Origin of the sequence: Nonomuraea sp. NPDC050643 (assembly GCF_040654715.1) — a bacterium.
GTDB lineage: Bacteria > Actinomycetota > Actinomycetes > Streptosporangiales > Streptosporangiaceae > Nonomuraea.
In genome coordinates this window covers 56,080-72,420 of sequence record NZ_JBFAIM010000072.1, presented here as the reverse complement: position 1 = coordinate 72,420, position 16,341 = coordinate 56,080, and the positions used below count along the sequence as shown (strand labels likewise).

Below are 16,341 nucleotides of genomic sequence, written 5' to 3'. Positions count from 1 at the left end.
ACGGAGAGCCGGCCGGTGACGGCGATGCGCTCGATCAGCATGCGCAGCCGCCGCAGTGCCTGCTCGGCGGCGCGGGTGCGGTGCCCGGGGGTGGGCCGGCCGTACATGAGCAGGTAGTGGGCGGGGTTCTCCAGGCCGAAGCCGATGTGCGTGTCCCATCCGCGGCGCAGGTCCTCGACGGGGTCGTCGGTGAGCGGCCGGCTGTGCTTCTGCGCGAGGTAGCGCGCGAATCCGTCGGCCGCGACCGCCTCGAGCAGCCCGTCCATGTCGGTGAACAGGCGGTAGAGCGTGGGGGCCTGCACGCCGGCCGCACCGCTGACGGTGCGCGTGGTCACTCCTTCGCGGCCCTTGTCCCGGAGCAGTTGGGCCGTGGCGTCGATGATGCGCCGCCGGACCTCTTCCCGATCACTCATGAATCAATGCTAACAGAAGGCTGATAGCGTTGGTTTGAGCCTTCCGCTGCTCCGGCCCGCTCGATATCGAGGTGCGGCGGGCCCGAGGTTCGGGTGAAGATGGCTGCGCCTGGCTGTGGGAGCCGGCACCCCGGACGAGGAGTGTGCCATGAGCGCCATCGGATCCGCCGGCCCGGAGGCACGGGTGGCCACGGGAAGGCTGCACGGCCGGATGGAGGACGGCGTGGCCGTCTTCCGCGGCGTGCCGTTCGCCCGTCCGCCGGTGGGCGCCCTGCGCCTGGCCGCACCGGCACCGGCCGAGCCGTGGGACGGAGTGCGCCAGGCCGGCACGTTCGGCCCGCCGCCGCCGCAGTCCAGGTTGCTGGGCGCGTCCGGCGCGGACGACACGGACGGCGACTGGCTGACCGTCAACGTCTGGTCCCCCGACCTGGGCGGCGCCCGGCTGCCGGTGATGGTGTGGATCCATGGCGGAGGCTACATGTACGGGCGGTCCGGCGATCCGCTCTTCGACGGCCGCGTGCTCGCCCGCGACGGCGTCATCGTGGTCACCTTCAACTACCGGGTCTCCGCCGAGGGCTTCGGCCACTTCCAGGGGGCACCGGCCAACCGCGGGTTACTGGACCAGGTGGCCGCCCTGCGCTGGGTGCACGACAACATCGCGGCCTTCGGCGGAGACCCCGACCGGGTCACCGTTTTCGGGGAGTCGGCCGGAGCCGGGAGCATCGCGGCGCTGATGGCGATGCCTCAGGCCGCCGGTCTGTTCCGCAGGGCGATCGCGCAGAGCGTGCCAAGTCTGTTCTTCTCCGCCGAGCTGGCCGCCGACATCGCCGCCGCCGTGGCCGGTGAGCTGGGCCTGGCCCCGCTCGCGGGTGAACTCGCCGGCCTGTCGCCGGGGCGGCTGATCGACGCCGGCGACGCGGTGGCGGACAAGATGGACGCCTCCCCGCGGTGGGGCCGGGCCGCCTACCTCCGGACGCCGTTCGCGCCGGTCGTCGACGGCGAGGTGCTGCCCGCGGTGCCGTGGCGGTCACTGGCGGACGGGGCCGCGCGCGATGTGGAGCTGATCGTGGGCCACACGCGCGACGAGTACCGGCTGTTCATGGCCATCGCGGGCGACACCGGCACGATCACCGCCGAGCGGGCGGCCACCGCGCTGCGGGAGCTCGCCCCGGACCCGCAGGCCTACCGGGCCGCCTATCCCGGGGCCGGCGACGAGCGGCTGTACGAGCTGGTGCACTCCGACTTCATGTTCCGCATGCCGTCCGTCCGGCTGGCCGAGAGCCACCAGCGGCACGGCCGGGCCCACCTGCACGAGCTGACCTGGCCGGCCCCCGGCATGGGCGGCGATGCCCTCGGCGCCTGCCACGGGCTCGGCCTGCCGCTGACGTTCGGCAACCTGACCGCCGGAGCGGCGGGGCTGCTGCTCGGCCAGGAGCCGCCACCGGCCGCGGCCGAGCTGTCGGCCCGGGTCCGCGCGGCCTGGATCGCCTTCGCCACGGACGGGGATCCGGGCTGGCCGGCGTACGAGCCGCACCACAGGCATACCTGGATCATCGACACCGAGCCTGGCACAACGGCGTATCCGGAGGAGACCTCACGTGAGTTGTGGGCCGGGCACGCCTTCGACCCTTTCACGCTGCGGCCGACGGCGGCGCACACACAGGCGTAGCGCAGAACGACCGGATCCCCAGGCGCTAGCCGAGGGCCTTCTCCAGTTGGGCCTTGGTCATCTGTGAGCGGCCCTTGATGTTGCGACGCTTGGCCTCGGCGTACAACTGATCCCTCGTACGGCCCCCGCTGCCGGAGTGCGAGCGCAGCCCGCCGCGCCGCCCCGAGGAGATGTCCTGCGTCGACGTACGGCTCGCGCTTTTCGACTCACCGGCCCTGGCACGCTCCTTGTTGACGGTGCGGGCCGCGATCTCTGTCGCCCGCTTCTTACTCGCCCCCCGCCGCTGGGCGCTGTCCTTGATGTGTTCGTACTGGCGTTCTCTCTTCGGGCTCGATCCGCGCGGCATTCTTTTCTCCTTTCGCGAGTGCCTGCGATGGCCGACTCGTTTTCCCATACCCAGGTGAGAGTTACGAAACGGTCGGCTCATGTCCGGGGCGCTCACCCGGCCCGGGTCGCCGCGCGGCGGAGCCCGGCACCTCTCCGGCCGGGGTGCCAGGCTCGGTGATCGCGCCGGGTTCAGAGCTTGCGGATCGAAACGGCGTTGTCGCCGACCCCGCCGCCTCGGGCGTACACGCACAGGTAGGTCTGGACGACGGCGACGACGGTCCAGCCGGGTGGCGCCGATTGGACGCCGCAGATGATGAGCGTGCGGCCGGAGGGCAGGCCGTTGATGTTGGTCAGGGTCTGCTGGTTGTTGAGTACGCCGTTGGGGGTCTTGCTGATCTCACAGTTGTAGGAGTAGGACAGCGCCGTGGCGTAGAACCCGGCCGGGGGCGGAGGCGTGATGCAGGTGGTCACCGTGCCGCCGGCGGAGGTGTCGCTGATGGGCATCCGTCTCTGAGAAATACGCATTGTTTCTCAGGAAGGCGAATGGCATTCTTTGTCATGCTTATTGCATGTTTCGACTGAGCCTGCGATACTTCCGCCGAAAATAGCCAATTCGAGGTAGTGGCCTTAACCCTGCTATTTGCTGTGTGCGGGCCGGAGGTCCGTCTGGTGGTCGATCTGGGCCAAGCGGGCGCGGATGGCCGGGAGATTCGCCTCTTCGTCCTCGGTCCGATCGGTGCCGAGCGTCTCCAGGATGGCGAGGGCCTCGCGCCAGTGCCGGCGCGCCTGCTCCCGCTCCCCGAGCGCGAGCAGGGCGTGGGCGAGCCCGTCGTGGGCGCGGGCCTGGTCGTCGGGCTGACTGAGGTCGGTCGCCAGTTGGAGGGCCTGCCGGTGGGCGTCCAGGGCGTCGTCAGAACGGCCGGCGGCGTGGCTGAGGCGGCCCAGGCCCTGGAGGGCCTCGTACTGCCAGTTGCGGTTGCCGATCTTTCGGGCCTTGACCAGGACCTCCCGGTAGCTGTCGGCCGCCTGTTCGAAGCGATGCTGGAGCCGGTGCAGGTCGGCGAGGCTGCTCAGGGTGTCGAGCTCCCCGGTACGGTGCCCTGTGGCGCGGGCCAGCCGCAACGCCTGCGAGAAGTAGCCGGTGGCCTCCTCGTGGCGTCCCTGCGCGCGGTGAATGTGGCCCAGGCCGCTGAGTGACTTGAGTTCGCCGGTACGGTGCCCGATGTCGCGCGCGATCCGCAGCCCCTGGAGCAGGCAGTCGCCGGCCTGCAGGTAGTCGCCCTGAAGCCGGCAGATGTCACCGAGCCCGGTCAGCGCGTCCAGTTGCCCGGTGTGGTGGTCATCGGCACGGGCGATCTCCAGCGCCCGGGTGAAGGCGTCCGCGGCCTGCTCGTGCCGGCCCTGCCGCCGATGCACCCAGCCCAGGCCGTTGAGGGCCTGCTGCCGGCCGGTGCGGTGGTCGCCTGCCACGGCGATGTCCAGGGCCCGCGTCAAGACGTCGGCGGCCTGGTCATGCCTGCCCTGTAGCGTCAGCGTCTCGCCCAGGGCGTGCAGCGCGTTCATCTCCCCCACGGGGTCGCCGCCGGCCCGCGCGGCGTCGAGGGCGCGGCCGTGGAGCGTCCGCGCCTCGGTGTAGCGGCCTTGCGTGCGCAGGTACCGGTTCAGGGTGGCCGACAGGTGCCTGAGCGGGACGGGCCAGCCGTCGGCGGCGCGGTCGGCCGCGGCCAGCAGGTTGCTCAGCTCCGCGTCGAGCCACGCGGCGGCCTGCCCGGCCTCGCCCAGCGGCGGAAGGGGACCGTCGGTGAGCGGCAGGCGCGGCCGTTCGTCGGCCTCGTACGGATAGCACTGATCCATCGCCGTCGTGGTGGCGTGGCAGTAGTGCTCCAGCAGCCGGGTCAACGCGGCACGCCGATCGGCCTCGGTCTCCTCCCGAGCCGCCGCCCCGGCCGCGTGCTCCCGGATCAGGTCGTGGAAGCGGTAGCGGCCCGGGACCGGCTCCGCCAGCAGGTGGACCTCGAGCAGCGCCTCCACCAGGCGTTCGGCATGCGCGACCGGGGCGTCCAGGAGCGCCGCCGCCGCGTACAGGTCGATGTCGGCGCCGGGATGCAGACCCAGGAGCCGGTAGGCCCGCTGCTGCCCGCCGGTCAGCTCCCGGTGGGACAGCTCGAGCGCGGCTGTGACGCTGCGTCGCCCGGCCTCCAACTCGGCGAGCTGCCGCTGGTGCTCGCGCAGCCGATCGAGCAGGTGGGACACCGTCCACGTGGGATGCGATCGCAGGCGGGCGGCGGCGAGGCGGATCGCCAGCGGGAGCATCCCGCACCGCCGCACCGTCTCGGTGAGCAGGGCCGGCGGCGTCGTGCCGAGCCGGCCCTCGCCCGCCGCGCTGGTGAACAGGGCGACCGCCTCGGCCGGCGTGAGGATGTCGAGGGAGAGCGTGTGGGTGAGGTTCAGGCCGACCAGGCGGCGCCTGCTGGTGATCAGTACCAGGCATTCCGGGGTGCCCGGTAACAGCGGCAGGACCTGGCTCTCCGTGGCGGCGTTGTCCAGCACCAGAAGGATCCGCCGGCCGGCCACCCGGCTGCGGTACAGCCCGGCGCGGTCGTCCAGGTGCTGCGGGATCTGCTCGGCCGGCACGCCAAGGGTGGACAGAACGCGGGCGAGCGCCTCGGACGGATCGACCGCGCTCATGCCCTGGGTGTATCCGTGCAGGTCGATGAAGAACTGCCCGTCGGGGAAGCGGGAGGCGAGCCGATGGGCGGCGTGCACGGCCAGCGCGGTCTTGCCGACGCCGGCCATCCCGTCGATCGCGTTGATCAATACCGTGGAGGCATCGTCAAGGACGGCGATCTCGTGTGCCCGGCCCACGAAGTCCAGCAGGTCCGCGGGCAGTTGCCGCGGAATGGTCACGGCACTCGGCTCCGCCGTCCTGGCGGGCCCGCCGTGGAGGGCCTCGGCCAGCAGCGCCCGGTCCTCGTCGTCGAGGTCGAGGGCGTCGGCCAGCAACTGCACGGACGTGCTGCGGGGCCGCTGCAGAGTGTCGGCTTCGAGCCTGCGGATCGTACGGACGTTGAGCCCGGCCTGATCGGCGAGCTGCTCCTGGGTGAGCAGCGCCCGGCTGCGCCAGGTCTGCAGCAGACCCCCCAGGGTCGGTTTGTCCGCCTGGGGGTCGGCGTCGGAACCGTCCGGTGCGCCGTGAGGCATGACACATCTCCGCCTATGTCCAGTCGAGCTGGGTCTTTCGGTGATGGAGTGAAAGTCTATGGGCCCGCACCCGGAACCGCCCGTGAAATACCGGCCCATCGGGCGATGGGAGCGGATGGGGCGAGCCCTCATGAGCAGGCCGGCTCCTGGTTGATCATGAAGAATTCGAGTCTGAGCGATTCGTCGGCGGGAAGGGCGATCGCCCGGGCCTCCGGGCTCGTCGCCCAGCAGGCGGGCAGGAGGAAATAGCGCCGGTTCGAATGGATCAGCAGGCGCAGGCCGGTGTATCGATAGCGGAACATCGCGTCCGGGCCCGGCAGGGGGGTCTCGACGATCCCGGGTCCCTCCAGATGGAGACGACGGGGGGCGTAGATCACCGTGCTCGGCAGCCCTCCCGGGTTGCCCCAGTGCTCGATCCCGTCCTCCTGCCCCCGACGCTCGGCGAAGACGGCTATCGACCAGAACAGCAGGGCCAGGACGAGCATCACGAAGACCGTGCGCCAGATGAGCTGGTAGGTGGGGGAGAGCGCGCGCCGCGGGATGACCATGACGTGCAGGTAGGCGCTGTAGGCCAGCGCGCAGACACCGAGGATCAGGCAGATCGGCAGGAGGCCGTCCGGCAGCTTCGCCTGGTCGGCCATCGCCATGATGCCCGTCGCGGTGGCGACCCCTCCGAACATGATCAGCGCTGCGATCGTCCACGTCGCGACGGCGTGACGGCCAGGCATGTACCGGATCACCCATACGTGCGCCAGGAAGACGAGCAGGACGACCGACAGGATGAAGACCAGCGGTTCCACCGCCACCGGGACGCTGCGCACCACGTAGTCCTGGACGGACAGGCCCAGCAGGCTCTGATCCACGCCGAGCTTGGCGTACACGTTGTTCGTGTACACCGCCCCGAAATACATCATGATCGCCACGATGAACGTGGTCGGTGCCACGATGTGGGCGAGGACGCCCCACGCGCGAGCGAAACTCTGCCCGGCCTCGCCGTCGTCACCCGCGGATGTGCTCATGGGCGGGGTGGCTTACGACTCGGTCGGCTGGGGGTCGCCGTTCTCGGTGTCCGGCGGTTCGGAGGTCTCGTCGGCCGGTGACCCGGTGGGAGTGGTCTCCCCCTCCGGTTCGGTACGGGAGTCCTCGGGGCCGGGTGTCACCGGTGTAGGCGACTCGACCGGCGGGGACCCGGTCGTGGTGGGTGAGGAGGTGACGGTCGCGCACTCCGGCAGGGCGGCGGGGTCGGGCGCCACCATGCACGCGTCCTCGATGTAGACGTTCACATCGCCCCCGATCTGCTTGAGGCGGGCCAGGGCCTCCTGTGCGGCGCTGTCGTCGCCCACGGCCGCGGCGCTGACGTACGCCGTGTGGTACAGGAGCGCCTCCACCTCCGGGCGCAGCGAGCGATCGACTGCGCCGATGTCCTCTTCCGCCTCTTGCGCGGTTTCGAGCGCACCAGAGAAGTTCCTCATGTTCGCCTTGGCCGCCGCCTCACAGACCCTCGCGATGGCCTTCTCGCCCTCGCTGCCGCCACCGGACGCGACCTGCCCCATCTTCTCGGCCGTGGTCTTGAAATCGCGGTTTCCCAGCATGGTCCGGCAGTCCACGCCCACCTGAGCCTGGGCCTTGGGAGGGTCGCCACGGCCCGTGGCCCGGCCGAGCCCGCTGTTCGCCGTGATGACCGGCTGCGCGGTCCTGCCCGTGCCGGGCGCGCTGGGCCCGGCACGGCCGGAGCCCGATCCGTCCTCGCCGTTGCCGCAGCCGTTCATCGCCAGCATGGAGGCGGCGAGCACCGCCACCAAGGCCCTGTCCACCGGCTTCCCCCCGATCCCCGCTGGCGTCGTCATACCGCGCCTGGGCGCGCCCCACGCTCGGGCAAACCTGCGGTTCACCAGGACCTGGCGAATTCTTGCCCGAGCCGCGCCGAGCCGAGCCGCGCCGGGCAGGCCCGCCACGGCCGCGCCGGGCAGGTCCGCCACGGCCGTCCGCCGGGAACGCCGGCCACGGCGGCGCGACCCGCCGAGCCCATTTCATCCCATGCCGGATACACTCCCGATCATGGTGAAGAGGGCCGCCCAGTGGCTGCTCGGGGGGCGGATCGGCGAGTGACGGCTCAGCCCAGGCGGGCCACCCCCTCCAGGAGCCGGTCCACGTCGGAGCGGTCGTTGTAGTGGACCAGGCCCGCGCGGACCGCGCCGCCCGTGTCGCGGATGCCGAGCAGGCCGGTCAGTTCCCACGCGTAGTTGTGGCCGTTCCACACGTTCACGCCCAGCCTGGCCAGGTGCTCGGCCACCTGGCGCGGGGTGTGGCCGGACACGTTGAAGTACGCGGTGGCGGTGCGCCTGGCCGGCTTGCCGTACAGGGTGACGTGCGACATCGTCTCCAGGCCCTCGATGAGCGCCCCGAACAGCTCCAGCTCGTGCTCTTCGGCCGCCGCCATCGAGGCCAGCAGGCGTTCGCGGCGGCTGCCCGCGCCCGGCACCATGCAGGCCAGGTGGTCCACGGCGGCGGTCACCCCGTCCAGGTCCGCGAACGCCGCTGTGCCCGTCTCGAAGCGGTCCGGCACCGTGTCGGGGGACGAGGCCAGCTTGTCCGGCCTGATCGTCTCCAGCAGCGCCGGGTCGGCGACCACCGCGCCGATGTGCGGGCCCGACCACTTGTACGCGCTCGTGGCGTAGAAGTCGGCCCCCAGCGCCCGCATGTCCACCGGGCCGTGCGGGGTGGCGTGCACGCCGTCCACGTAGACGAGCGCGCCCGCCTGGTGGGCCAGCTCGGCGATGGCGGGCACGTCGGGCCGGGTGCCGAGGATGTTGCTGGCCGCCGTCACCGCCACCACCTTGGTGCGCTCGTTGATCAGGCCCGCGTACTGCTCTACCGGCAGCTCCCCGGTGACCGGGTCCACCTCGGCCCAGCGGACGGTGGCGCCGGTCTGCGTCCAGGGGCGCACGTTGGCGTCGTGGTCCAGGCGGGAGAGCACCACCTCGTCACCCGGCCCCGTGAGCGCCCTGGCCAGGCGGTAGGTGAGCGTGGTCATGTTGGGGCCCAGGATGACGCCGCCCGGCCGGCCTCCGACCAGGTCGGCCACGGCGGCGCGGCAGGCGGCCACGATGGCGTCGGAGCGGTGACTGGCGGGGAAGGCGCCGCCGACGTTGCCGATCCCCGTCCGGTAGGCGGTGGTTATGGCGTCGATCACGGTCTGGGGGACCTGGGTGCCGGCCGCGCCGTCGAGGTAGGCGTGGCCATCGGCGAGGGCGGGGTACGTGGCGCGTACCGACTTAAGGGGAAACGGCATGATAAGTAGATGCTCACCCTTCGGGACCTCAACCGTGCCACCTTGGCCCGTCAGCATCTGCTCTCCCGCCACCGGGGAGAGCCGGGCGACATCGTGCACCGCCTGGCGGGGTTGCAGGCGCAGGAGCCGCGGCCACCGTACCTGGGGGTGTGGACCCGGCTGGAGGGGTTCGAGCGCGACGATCTGCACGCGGCGCTGCACGCGCGCACGCTGGTGCGGGCCACCATGTGGCGCGCCACCCTGCACCTGGTGACCGCCGCGGACTTCGCCGCGTTCCGGCCGCTGCTGCGGCCCGTGCTCGCGGGCGCCGCGCGCCGCTTCGAGGGGGTCGACTTCGAGGCGGTGGTGGCCGCCGCCGGGCGGCTGCTGGCCGCGGGGCCGATGACGTTCAACGAGCTGCGGCCGCGGCTGCTGGAGGAGTTCCCCGGCGCGTACGACCGTGCCCTCGGGTACGCGGTGCGCATGCTCACCCCCCTCGCCATGGAGCCGACCGGCGACCGGTGGAGTTTCCCGCGCGACCCCGCGTTCGGCCTGGCCGGCATCGAGCCCGAGCCCGCCGGGCAGAGCGCGCTCGTCGAGCGCTACCTGGCCGCGTTCGGGCCGGCCACCCCGGCCGACGTGCAGACCTGGTCGGGACTGGGCGGGATGCGGCCGGTCATGGAGGCCATGGAGCTGGAACGGCTCACCGACGCCGCCGGGCGGGTGCTCTTCGACCTGCCCGGCGCGCCCCGGCCGGGCGGGGACGTGCCCGCACCCGTACGCTTCCTGCCCGACTTCGACACGCTGATCCTCGGCCACGCCGACCGCACCCGCGTGCTGGCCGAGGAGTTCAAGGGCCGGGTCGCGACCAAGAACCTGCGGATCAAGGCGGTCTACCTGGTGGACGGGTTCGCCGCCGGGACCTGGCAGATCAAGCGCTCGGGGAAGAAGGCCAGGCTGCTCGTCAGCCCGTTCGCCACGGCCGATCTGGGGCAGATCGAGGAGGAGGGGCTGCGGCTGCTGGCCTTCGCCGAGCCGGACGCCACGACGCTCTCCCTTGAAGAGGCGAACGGAGTCTGATTGGTTCGGTGCGGAGGTAAGACGATGGCACAGTTGACCGCCCTGGACGCGCAGTTCCTCCATTTCGAGACCGCCACCAACATCGCCAACATCGCCGGGCTGGCCGTGCTCGACGGCGACCTGAACCGCGCCGACCTGCAGGCCCTGCTCGAGCGGCGGCTTCCGTACGTGCCCGCGCTGCGCCGCAAGCTGGCCCCCGTGCCGCTGGGGCTCGACCACCCGTACTGGATGCAGGAGGACGATCTCGACCTCGACTACCACGTACGCGAGATCGGCCTGCCGCCGCCCGGCGACGACCGGCAACTGGCCGACCAGATCTCGCGCCTGCACGCCCGCCGGCTCGACCGCGGCCGGCCGCTGTGGGAGATCTACCTGATCCACGGGCTGTCCGGCGGCCGCATGGGCCTCTACACGAAGATCCACCACGCGGCCGTGGACGGCATCGGCGGCGCCGACGTGCTGGCCGCGCTGCTCGACATCAGCCCCGAGCCCGCGCCGACGCCCGCCGGAGAGCCGGAGCGGGACGCGCCGCCGCCCGGCCCCGCCACGATGCTGGCCCGCGGCCTGGCCAGGATGGCGGGCAACCCGGCCGCCGCCGTGCGGTTCGCGGCCAGGGCCGTGCCGCACCTGGACGAGATCCCCGTCGTGTCCTGGATCCCCGGCAGCCACGTGGTCTCCGGGCTCGCCCGCCGGCTGGCCGGCAGCGGGCAGGCGCCCGAACTGCCCGCGCTGCCCGCGCCCAAGACGCCGTTCAGCGGTCCCCTGTCGGGGCACCGGCGCTTCGCGTTCGTGTCGCTGCCGCTGGAGGAGATCAAGCAGGTCCGCAAGGCGTTCGGGGTCACGGTCAACGACGTGGTCATGGCCGTGTGCGCGGGCGCCCTGCGCCGGTGGCTGGCCGCGCACGGCGGCGTGCCGCGGGTGCCGCTGGTGGCCGGGGTGCCGTTCTCGCTGCGGGCCGTGGGCGTCGAGGGCCCGGGCAACCAGGTGGCGATCATGACCGCGCCGCTCGCCGTGCACATCGACGATCCCGTCGCGCGGCTGCACCACGTACGGCACGCCATGCACCGGATCAAGGACAGGTTCTCGCTGGCGCCCGCGCGGTGGCTGCGCGAGTTCAGCGAGTCGATGCCGGCCGCGCTCATGGGGCTGGCGTCGCGCTCGGCGTTCGGGCTGGTCGGCCAGGCCGCCCCGCCGATCAACGTGATCGTCTCGAACGTGCCGGGGCCGCAGTTCCCCCTGTACGTGTGCGGCGCCCGCCTGCTGACCCACTACCCGGTCTCGGTGATCACCGACGTGAGCGGCGGGGTGAACATCACCGCCTTCTCCTACGACGGCTCGCTCGACATCGGCGTCGTCACCGACCGGCGGATGGTGCCGGACGCATGGGAGCTGACCGGGCACCTGAGGGAGGCCCTCGACGAGCTGCTCAACGCGGAAGCAACCTTGCCGCAATAGCTCGTACGCTGCCGGCATGATCCTGAATCGCCGGGTGCTCAACCGCACCACCCTGGAGCGCCAGCTCCTGCTGAGCCGCTCGCCCATGTCCGCGGCGCAGGCCGTCGAGCGCCTGGTCGCGGTGCAGGGGCAGGAGGTCGACGCGCCGTACATCGGGCTGTGGACCCGCCTGGCCTCCTTCACCCAGGACGACCTGACCACGCTCCTGTACGGCAAGCAGGTGGTGCGCGGGTCGCTGCTGCGCGGGACCCAGCACCTGACGCTGGCCGACGACTACGTGTGGATCCGGCCGCTGGTGCAGGTGATCCTCGCCCGGACCAGGCAGGCCGCGTTCGGGCGAGCGACGGCCGGCGTGGACGTCGAGGAGCTGGCGGCGCTGGCCCGCGAGCACCTGACCGGCCGCACCCTCACCCGGCCGCAGCTCCGCGACCTGCTGCTGGAGCGGTGGCCCGAGGTCGCGCCGATCGCGCTGGGCTTCTCGGCGCAGGCGCTGCTGCCGATCGTGCACACACCCCCCAACGGGATCTGGGGGAAGGGCGGGGCCACGCCGTTCACGCTGGCCGAGGAGTGGCTCGGCCGGCCGCTGGAGCCGGCGGCGCCGGTGGAGCGGCTGGTGGCGCGGTACCTGGCGGCGTACGGGCCGGCGAGCGTCATGGACGTCCAGGCGTGGTCGGGGCTGACTCGGCTGCGCGCGGTCATGGAGGCGATGCCCGGCCTGCGCAGATACCAGGACACCGACGGCAAGGTCCTGTACGACCTGCCCGGCGCGCCCCTGACGGACGCGGACGTCCCGGCGCCCGTGCGGTTCCTGCCCTGGTTCGACAACCTCATCGTCGCCTTCGCCGACCGCGGCCGGATGATGACCGCCGAGCAGCGCAAGGAGGTGTGCGTGGGCGCGATGATCTTCCCGACCTTCCTCGTCGACGGAACTGTCGGTGGCATGTGGGACCTTAAGGACGGCGTGCTGAAGGTCGAGCCCTTCCATCCGCTCTCCGACGGGGTGATGGCGGAGCTGGCCGAGGAGGGGGCGCGCCTGCTGGCCTTCGCGGGCGTCGAAGAGGGGAGCATGACATGGCTGCCGCCGAGGAGCTCGGCTCCGAGCTCGCCGATGAGCGGCTGACCGGGCCGGGGGTGCGGATGGCCGCCGCCGGAGGGCTTCGGGGCGACGGCGAGGTCTACACGGACGTCTCCGAGGGAAGGATCAGCCCTGGGCCGCCGGTCGCCGGCGGTGTGACCGGAAAGACGCGGATGGGGGCCCGGTGGATGCGTGAAGGGGTGGGATCGCGGGCACCGGACGAGGAGGAGTGGCGGCGCCCGGTGACGAAGGCCGCCACCTACGTGGAAGGTCTGACCCGCGAAAAGCGTTGAAACAAGCGTGGGCTCAGTGCACGGCGTAATCGCCGATGGCCGGTTCGAGCAGGCCGAAGACGCGACGCGCGACCGCGGAGAGCGCGGTGGCGATCTCGTCGTCCCCCTGGCCCGCCAGCGTACGCGCCTGCAGGTCACGAAAGAGCAGCCGGTCGGCCGCCGCGAGCTGCGCCGCCACGGCCCGCGCCAGCACGGGCTCGCCATGCGCGTCCGTGGGCTCACCGATCGAGCCGGCGGTCCCGCCGTCGGCGACCACGGGCTCGTCCCGCGCGGCCACAGGCTCGCCGTGCCCGGCCACAGGCTCGCCGGGCTCGTCCCGCGTGGTCATGGGTCCGCCCGGGGTGGGGCCGCCGGGCGCGGTCTCGTTCGCCAGGTGGCGGGCCAGGGCCTCCTCGCGTTGTTCGTGCAGATCGCGCAGCCGGGCGACCAGCGTCGGGCTGTCGGCGATCATCTGGGCGAACTCCCGTCCCGTGAAGCCGACGACCGGGTCGCGCCGCGCCAGCGCCTCCTCCCACAGCCTCCGCACCGCCCCCAGCGCCGACTCCCCGGCCGGGCGCCGCGCCACCGTCTCGGCCAGGCCCGCCACGAACGCCTCGTGGTGGTCGAGGGCCAGATCCTCCTTTCGGGGGAAATAGTTGGTCACGGTCATCTTGGCCACGCGGGCCGCGGCGGCGATGTCGGCGATCGTCGTCCGGTCGAAGCCATGCTCCAGGAACAGTTGGGTAGCGTGGTCGGAGATGACCTGTCTGGTCTCCCGCTTCTTCTGTTCCCTCAACCCCAAGGCGTCGGTGCTCATAGCCGCAGTGTTCCACAAATTTTTAGGTTCGACCTCATTTTAGGTTGACTCTCGTTTGAGGGCGACCTAAAGTTAGGTGCGACCTAAGTTTGGGTCGCCGTCCGACCCAATGCGTAGCGGAGGAGAGTGTTTTGTCCCAAGCAGCAGAGGTTCTCGAACTGGACGACAACATCGCCGACGGCGGCAACGTCGTCGGCGCCGACTCGGTCAAGGCGTACCTCAAGGAGATCGGCAGGGTGCCGCTCCTCAACGCCGAGCAGGAGATCGAGCTCGCCAAGCGCATCGAGGCCGGGCTGTTCGCCAGGGAGCGGCTCGACACCGAGCCGGCCCTGCCCGCCGACCTGCGCGCCGACCTGGAGTGGGTCGTCGACGACGGCCTGCTCGCCAAGCGCCGCATGCTCGAGGCCAACCTGCGGCTGGTCGTCTCCATCGCCAAGCGCTACACCGGCCGCGGCATGCTCTTCCTCGACCTCATCCAGGAGGGCAACCTGGGCCTGATCCGGACGATCGAGAAGTTCGACTACCGGCTCGGCTACAAGTTCTCCACCTACGCGACCTGGTGGATCAAGCAGGCCATCACCCGGGCCATGGCCGACCAGGCCCGCACGATCCGCATCCCGGTGCACATGGTGGAGCTGATCAACAAGGTGGCGCGGGCGCAGCGCCGCCTGCAGAGCGACCTCGGCCGCGAGCCCACCCCCGAGGAGATCGCCAAGGAGAGCGAGCTCGAGGTCGACCGCGTCACCGAGGTCCAGGGCTACGGCCGCGAGCCCATCTCCCTGCACACCCCGCTGGGGGAGGAGGGCGACAGCGAGTTCGGCGACCTGATCGAGGACACCGAGGCCGTCTCCCCGGCCGACGCGGTCTCCTTCACCCTGCTCCAGCAGCAGTTGCGCGCCCTGCTCGACCAGCTCTCCGAGCGCGAGGCGGGCGTGATCAGCATGCGTTACGGGCTGCAGGACGGCAAGCCCATGACGCTCGACGAGATCGGCCGCGTCTACGGCGTCACCCGTGAGCGGATCCGCCAGATCGAGGCCAAGACGATGTCCAAGCTGCGTCACCCGTCCCGTTCGCTGGCGTTGCGGGAATATCTGAGCTGACCCTGCGCGGCTTGGTGCGAGGTGCGGACTGAAAGGCTGCGCAAACGGGAAATCAAGACTGTCGCCACAGCCCTATGGGCGACCGACCGGCTGACCTAGATTCCAAGGCGTGAAACGCTCCCGTTCGAGCCTCGTCCACCAAGTGACGTACGCGATCAAGAACCCACACAAGATCGTTCCCCACCTGCGGCGACTGGCCCGCGACACGTGGTTCAGGCTGCGTACGCGAGACCATGTCGCCTACTACCGCGCCGTCATGCGCTCCGACACCGCCCGCGACCCCGAGGGCGCCGTCGGCTCGCACACCCACAAGCGCTGGCTGGCACTGGGCCGTATGCAGTTCGACTACCTGGTCGAGCACGGGCTCAAGCCGGAATGCCGGATGCTGGAGATCGGCTGCGGCAACCTGCGGGCCGGTCACCTGTTCATCGGCTACCTGCACACCGGCAACTACTACGGCATCGACATCTCGCCCGACATCCTCATGGCGGCCCAGGACACGCTGGTGCGGCAGGGGCTGGGGGACAAGCTGCCGTACCTGACGCCCGTACGCGACCTGCGCTTCGCGTTCCTGCCCGACCAGCACTTCGACGTGATCCACGCGCACAGCGTGTTCTCCCACTCCCCGCTGCACGTGATCGAGGAGTGCTTCGCCCACGTGGGCCGGATCATGAAGCCGGGTGGCTGGTTCGACTTCACCTTCGACCGTACCGAGGGCAAGGAGCACCAGGTGCTGCGGGAGGACTTCTACTACCGCACCGAGACGCTCATCGCGCTGGCCGCCAGGCACGGGCTGCAGGCGACGTTCATGGAGGACTGGGAGCGCTCGCCGCACAAGCAGTCGAAGATCCGCATCACCCGGCCCCCGCTCACCCTCGTCTGAGCACACCGCTCCAGAACGTCTCGAGCCGCGCCGCGCCCGCGGCCGGGTCCTGGAGCATCCACCAGTGGCCGAGCCCCGGCAGGTCCGCCACCGCCGCGCCGGCTCTGGCCGCCGCCGCCCGCGCCACGTCCCCAGCCAGGAACGGATCACCGGCCGGCACCAGCACCAGCCCCGGCGCCGGGACGTCGGTGAAGGCCGGCGACCACTCCTCGCCGACGTGCACCGCCGACCGGTACAGCGCCAGGATGCTCGCCGCCATGACCCCGTCGATGCCGGCGGCCATCGTCAGGGCGTGCCCGGGCGGGATGCCGTAGCCGCCGAGCGCGGCGGCCCGCTCCTCGACCGGCAGGGCGCGCAACTGCTCGAAGAACTGCTCGCCGGCGTCCGGGGTCTGCCACAGCAGGGCCGCGTCGTGCCAGCGGAAGTCGACATGCCCGAGGCCGGCGGCGTCGGTGACCCAGGAGCGTACGAGGCCGGGACGGGTGCTCACCAGGCGCACCACCAGCCCGCCGCCCCAGTCGTGGCCGACCAGGTCGACCTCGTCCTCGATCGCCTCCAGCTCGGCGGCCAGCCACGCCACGTACTCCTCCTTGGTGGCGCCGAAGCCGTGGGGGCGGGGGCCGCCGAAGCCGGGCAGCCGCAGGGCGCGTACGTCCCGCCGGCGCAGGGCCGACCGGAGCGGCTCCCAGATCGCGGGTGTCTCCGGGACGCCGTGGAGCAGGACGGCGGTCATGGTGCGCTCCTTTGCCGGGCGTTTTATCCGAATGCGGAGGCCGGA

15 protein-coding genes and 1 pseudogene are annotated in these 16,341 nt (G+C 71.7%); 7 read left to right on the top strand and 9 right to left on the bottom strand.

The annotated features are described in order from the left end of the window. Positions 1-413, bottom strand: a 413-nt coding sequence (locus AB0I15_RS54510) for a TetR/AcrR family transcriptional regulator (protein WP_358115549.1), incomplete at its 3' end; no start/stop codon positions are given. A 148-nt stretch (positions 414-561) separates the two neighbouring features. On the opposite strand from AB0I15_RS54510, the gene AB0I15_RS54505 reads away from it, so the two are divergent. Further along, the gene (locus tag AB0I15_RS54505) at positions 562-2,082 is read left to right on the top strand and encodes a carboxylesterase family protein (protein ID WP_358115546.1); all 1,521 of its coding nucleotides are present in this window, start codon (positions 562-564) and stop codon (positions 2,080-2,082) included. Positions 2,083-2,107: 25 nt separating this feature from the next. Here AB0I15_RS54505 and AB0I15_RS54500 read toward each other — a convergent pair whose 3' ends face one another. The 6 genes from AB0I15_RS54500 to AB0I15_RS54475 all read right to left on the bottom strand — a co-directional run bounded on the left by AB0I15_RS54500 (position 2,108) and on the right by AB0I15_RS54475 (position 8,902). Next, complete coding sequence (locus AB0I15_RS54500; RefSeq protein ID WP_358115544.1) at positions 2,108-2,428, bottom strand: plasmid stabilization protein; 321 nt, start codon at positions 2,426-2,428, stop codon at positions 2,108-2,110. Between the two features lie 170 nt (positions 2,429-2,598). Beyond that, complete coding sequence (locus AB0I15_RS54495; RefSeq protein WP_358115541.1) at positions 2,599-2,913, bottom strand: hypothetical protein; 315 nt, start codon at positions 2,911-2,913, stop codon at positions 2,599-2,601. 132 nt (positions 2,914-3,045) lie between these two features. Beyond that, positions 3,046-5,610 carry a tetratricopeptide repeat protein gene (locus tag AB0I15_RS54490; RefSeq protein WP_358115539.1) on the bottom strand — a complete coding sequence of 855 codons (2,565 nt, stop codon included), beginning with the start codon at positions 5,608-5,610 and terminating at the stop codon, positions 3,046-3,048. Positions 5,611-5,738: 128 nt separating this feature from the next. Continuing rightward, entirely contained in the window at positions 5,739-6,629 is an 891-nt protein-coding gene (locus AB0I15_RS54485) for a hypothetical protein (RefSeq protein WP_358115537.1), read from the bottom strand. Between the two features lie 12 nt (positions 6,630-6,641). Then, positions 6,642-7,424 carry a hypothetical protein gene (locus AB0I15_RS54480; RefSeq protein WP_358115535.1) on the bottom strand — a complete coding sequence of 261 codons (783 nt, stop codon included), beginning with the start codon at positions 7,422-7,424 and terminating at the stop codon, positions 6,642-6,644. 299 nt (positions 7,425-7,723) lie between these two features. Beyond that, positions 7,724-8,902, bottom strand: a complete 1,179-nt coding sequence (locus AB0I15_RS54475; protein WP_358115533.1) for a cysteine desulfurase-like protein — start codon at positions 8,900-8,902, stop codon at positions 7,724-7,726. A 9-nt stretch (positions 8,903-8,911) separates the two neighbouring features. Between AB0I15_RS54475 and AB0I15_RS54470 the strand changes: the two genes are divergently transcribed. From AB0I15_RS54470 to AB0I15_RS54455, 4 genes are read left to right on the top strand one after another with little or no spacing between them, the layout of a single operon-like run. After that, entirely contained in the window at positions 8,912-9,961 is a 1,050-nt protein-coding gene (locus tag AB0I15_RS54470; RefSeq protein WP_358115530.1) for a winged helix DNA-binding domain-containing protein, read from the top strand. Positions 9,962-9,985: 24 nt separating this feature from the next. Further along, positions 9,986-11,416 (top strand): wax ester/triacylglycerol synthase family O-acyltransferase, encoded by a 1,431-nt coding sequence (locus tag AB0I15_RS54465; RefSeq protein ID WP_358115528.1) that lies wholly within the window; start codon positions 9,986-9,988, stop codon positions 11,414-11,416. 16 nt (positions 11,417-11,432) lie between these two features. After that, positions 11,433-12,536 carry a winged helix DNA-binding domain-containing protein gene (locus AB0I15_RS54460; RefSeq protein ID WP_358115526.1) on the top strand — a complete coding sequence of 368 codons (1,104 nt, stop codon included), beginning with the start codon at positions 11,433-11,435 and terminating at the stop codon, positions 12,534-12,536. Next, positions 12,488-12,784 carry a hypothetical protein gene (locus tag AB0I15_RS54455; protein WP_358115523.1) on the top strand — a complete coding sequence of 99 codons (297 nt, stop codon included), beginning with the start codon at positions 12,488-12,490 and terminating at the stop codon, positions 12,782-12,784. The genes AB0I15_RS54460 and AB0I15_RS54455 overlap by 49 nt, the downstream gene beginning before the upstream one ends. A gap of 13 nt (positions 12,785-12,797) precedes the next feature. On the opposite strand, the gene AB0I15_RS54450 is transcribed toward AB0I15_RS54455, so the two are convergent. Next, positions 12,798-13,580: a TetR/AcrR family transcriptional regulator gene (locus tag AB0I15_RS54450; RefSeq protein WP_358115521.1), complete on the bottom strand. Its 783-nt coding sequence runs from the start codon at positions 13,578-13,580 to the stop codon at positions 12,798-12,800. A 197-nt stretch (positions 13,581-13,777) separates the two neighbouring features. Between AB0I15_RS54450 and AB0I15_RS54445 the strand changes: the two are divergent. Both AB0I15_RS54445 and AB0I15_RS54440 read left to right on the top strand, forming a co-directional pair. Next, a pseudogene (locus AB0I15_RS54445) lies at positions 13,778-14,680 on the top strand (RNA polymerase sigma factor); the annotation flags it as partial. 109 nt (positions 14,681-14,789) lie between these two features. Then, positions 14,790-15,563, top strand: a complete 774-nt coding sequence (locus tag AB0I15_RS54440) for a class I SAM-dependent methyltransferase (protein ID WP_358115518.1) — start codon at positions 14,790-14,792, stop codon at positions 15,561-15,563. Here AB0I15_RS54440 and AB0I15_RS54435 read toward each other — a convergent pair. Further along, positions 15,550-16,296, bottom strand: a complete 747-nt coding sequence (locus AB0I15_RS54435; RefSeq protein ID WP_358115516.1) for an alpha/beta hydrolase — start codon at positions 16,294-16,296, stop codon at positions 15,550-15,552. The genes AB0I15_RS54440 and AB0I15_RS54435 overlap by 14 nt on opposite strands. Between the last annotated feature and the right edge of the window lie 45 nt (positions 16,297-16,341).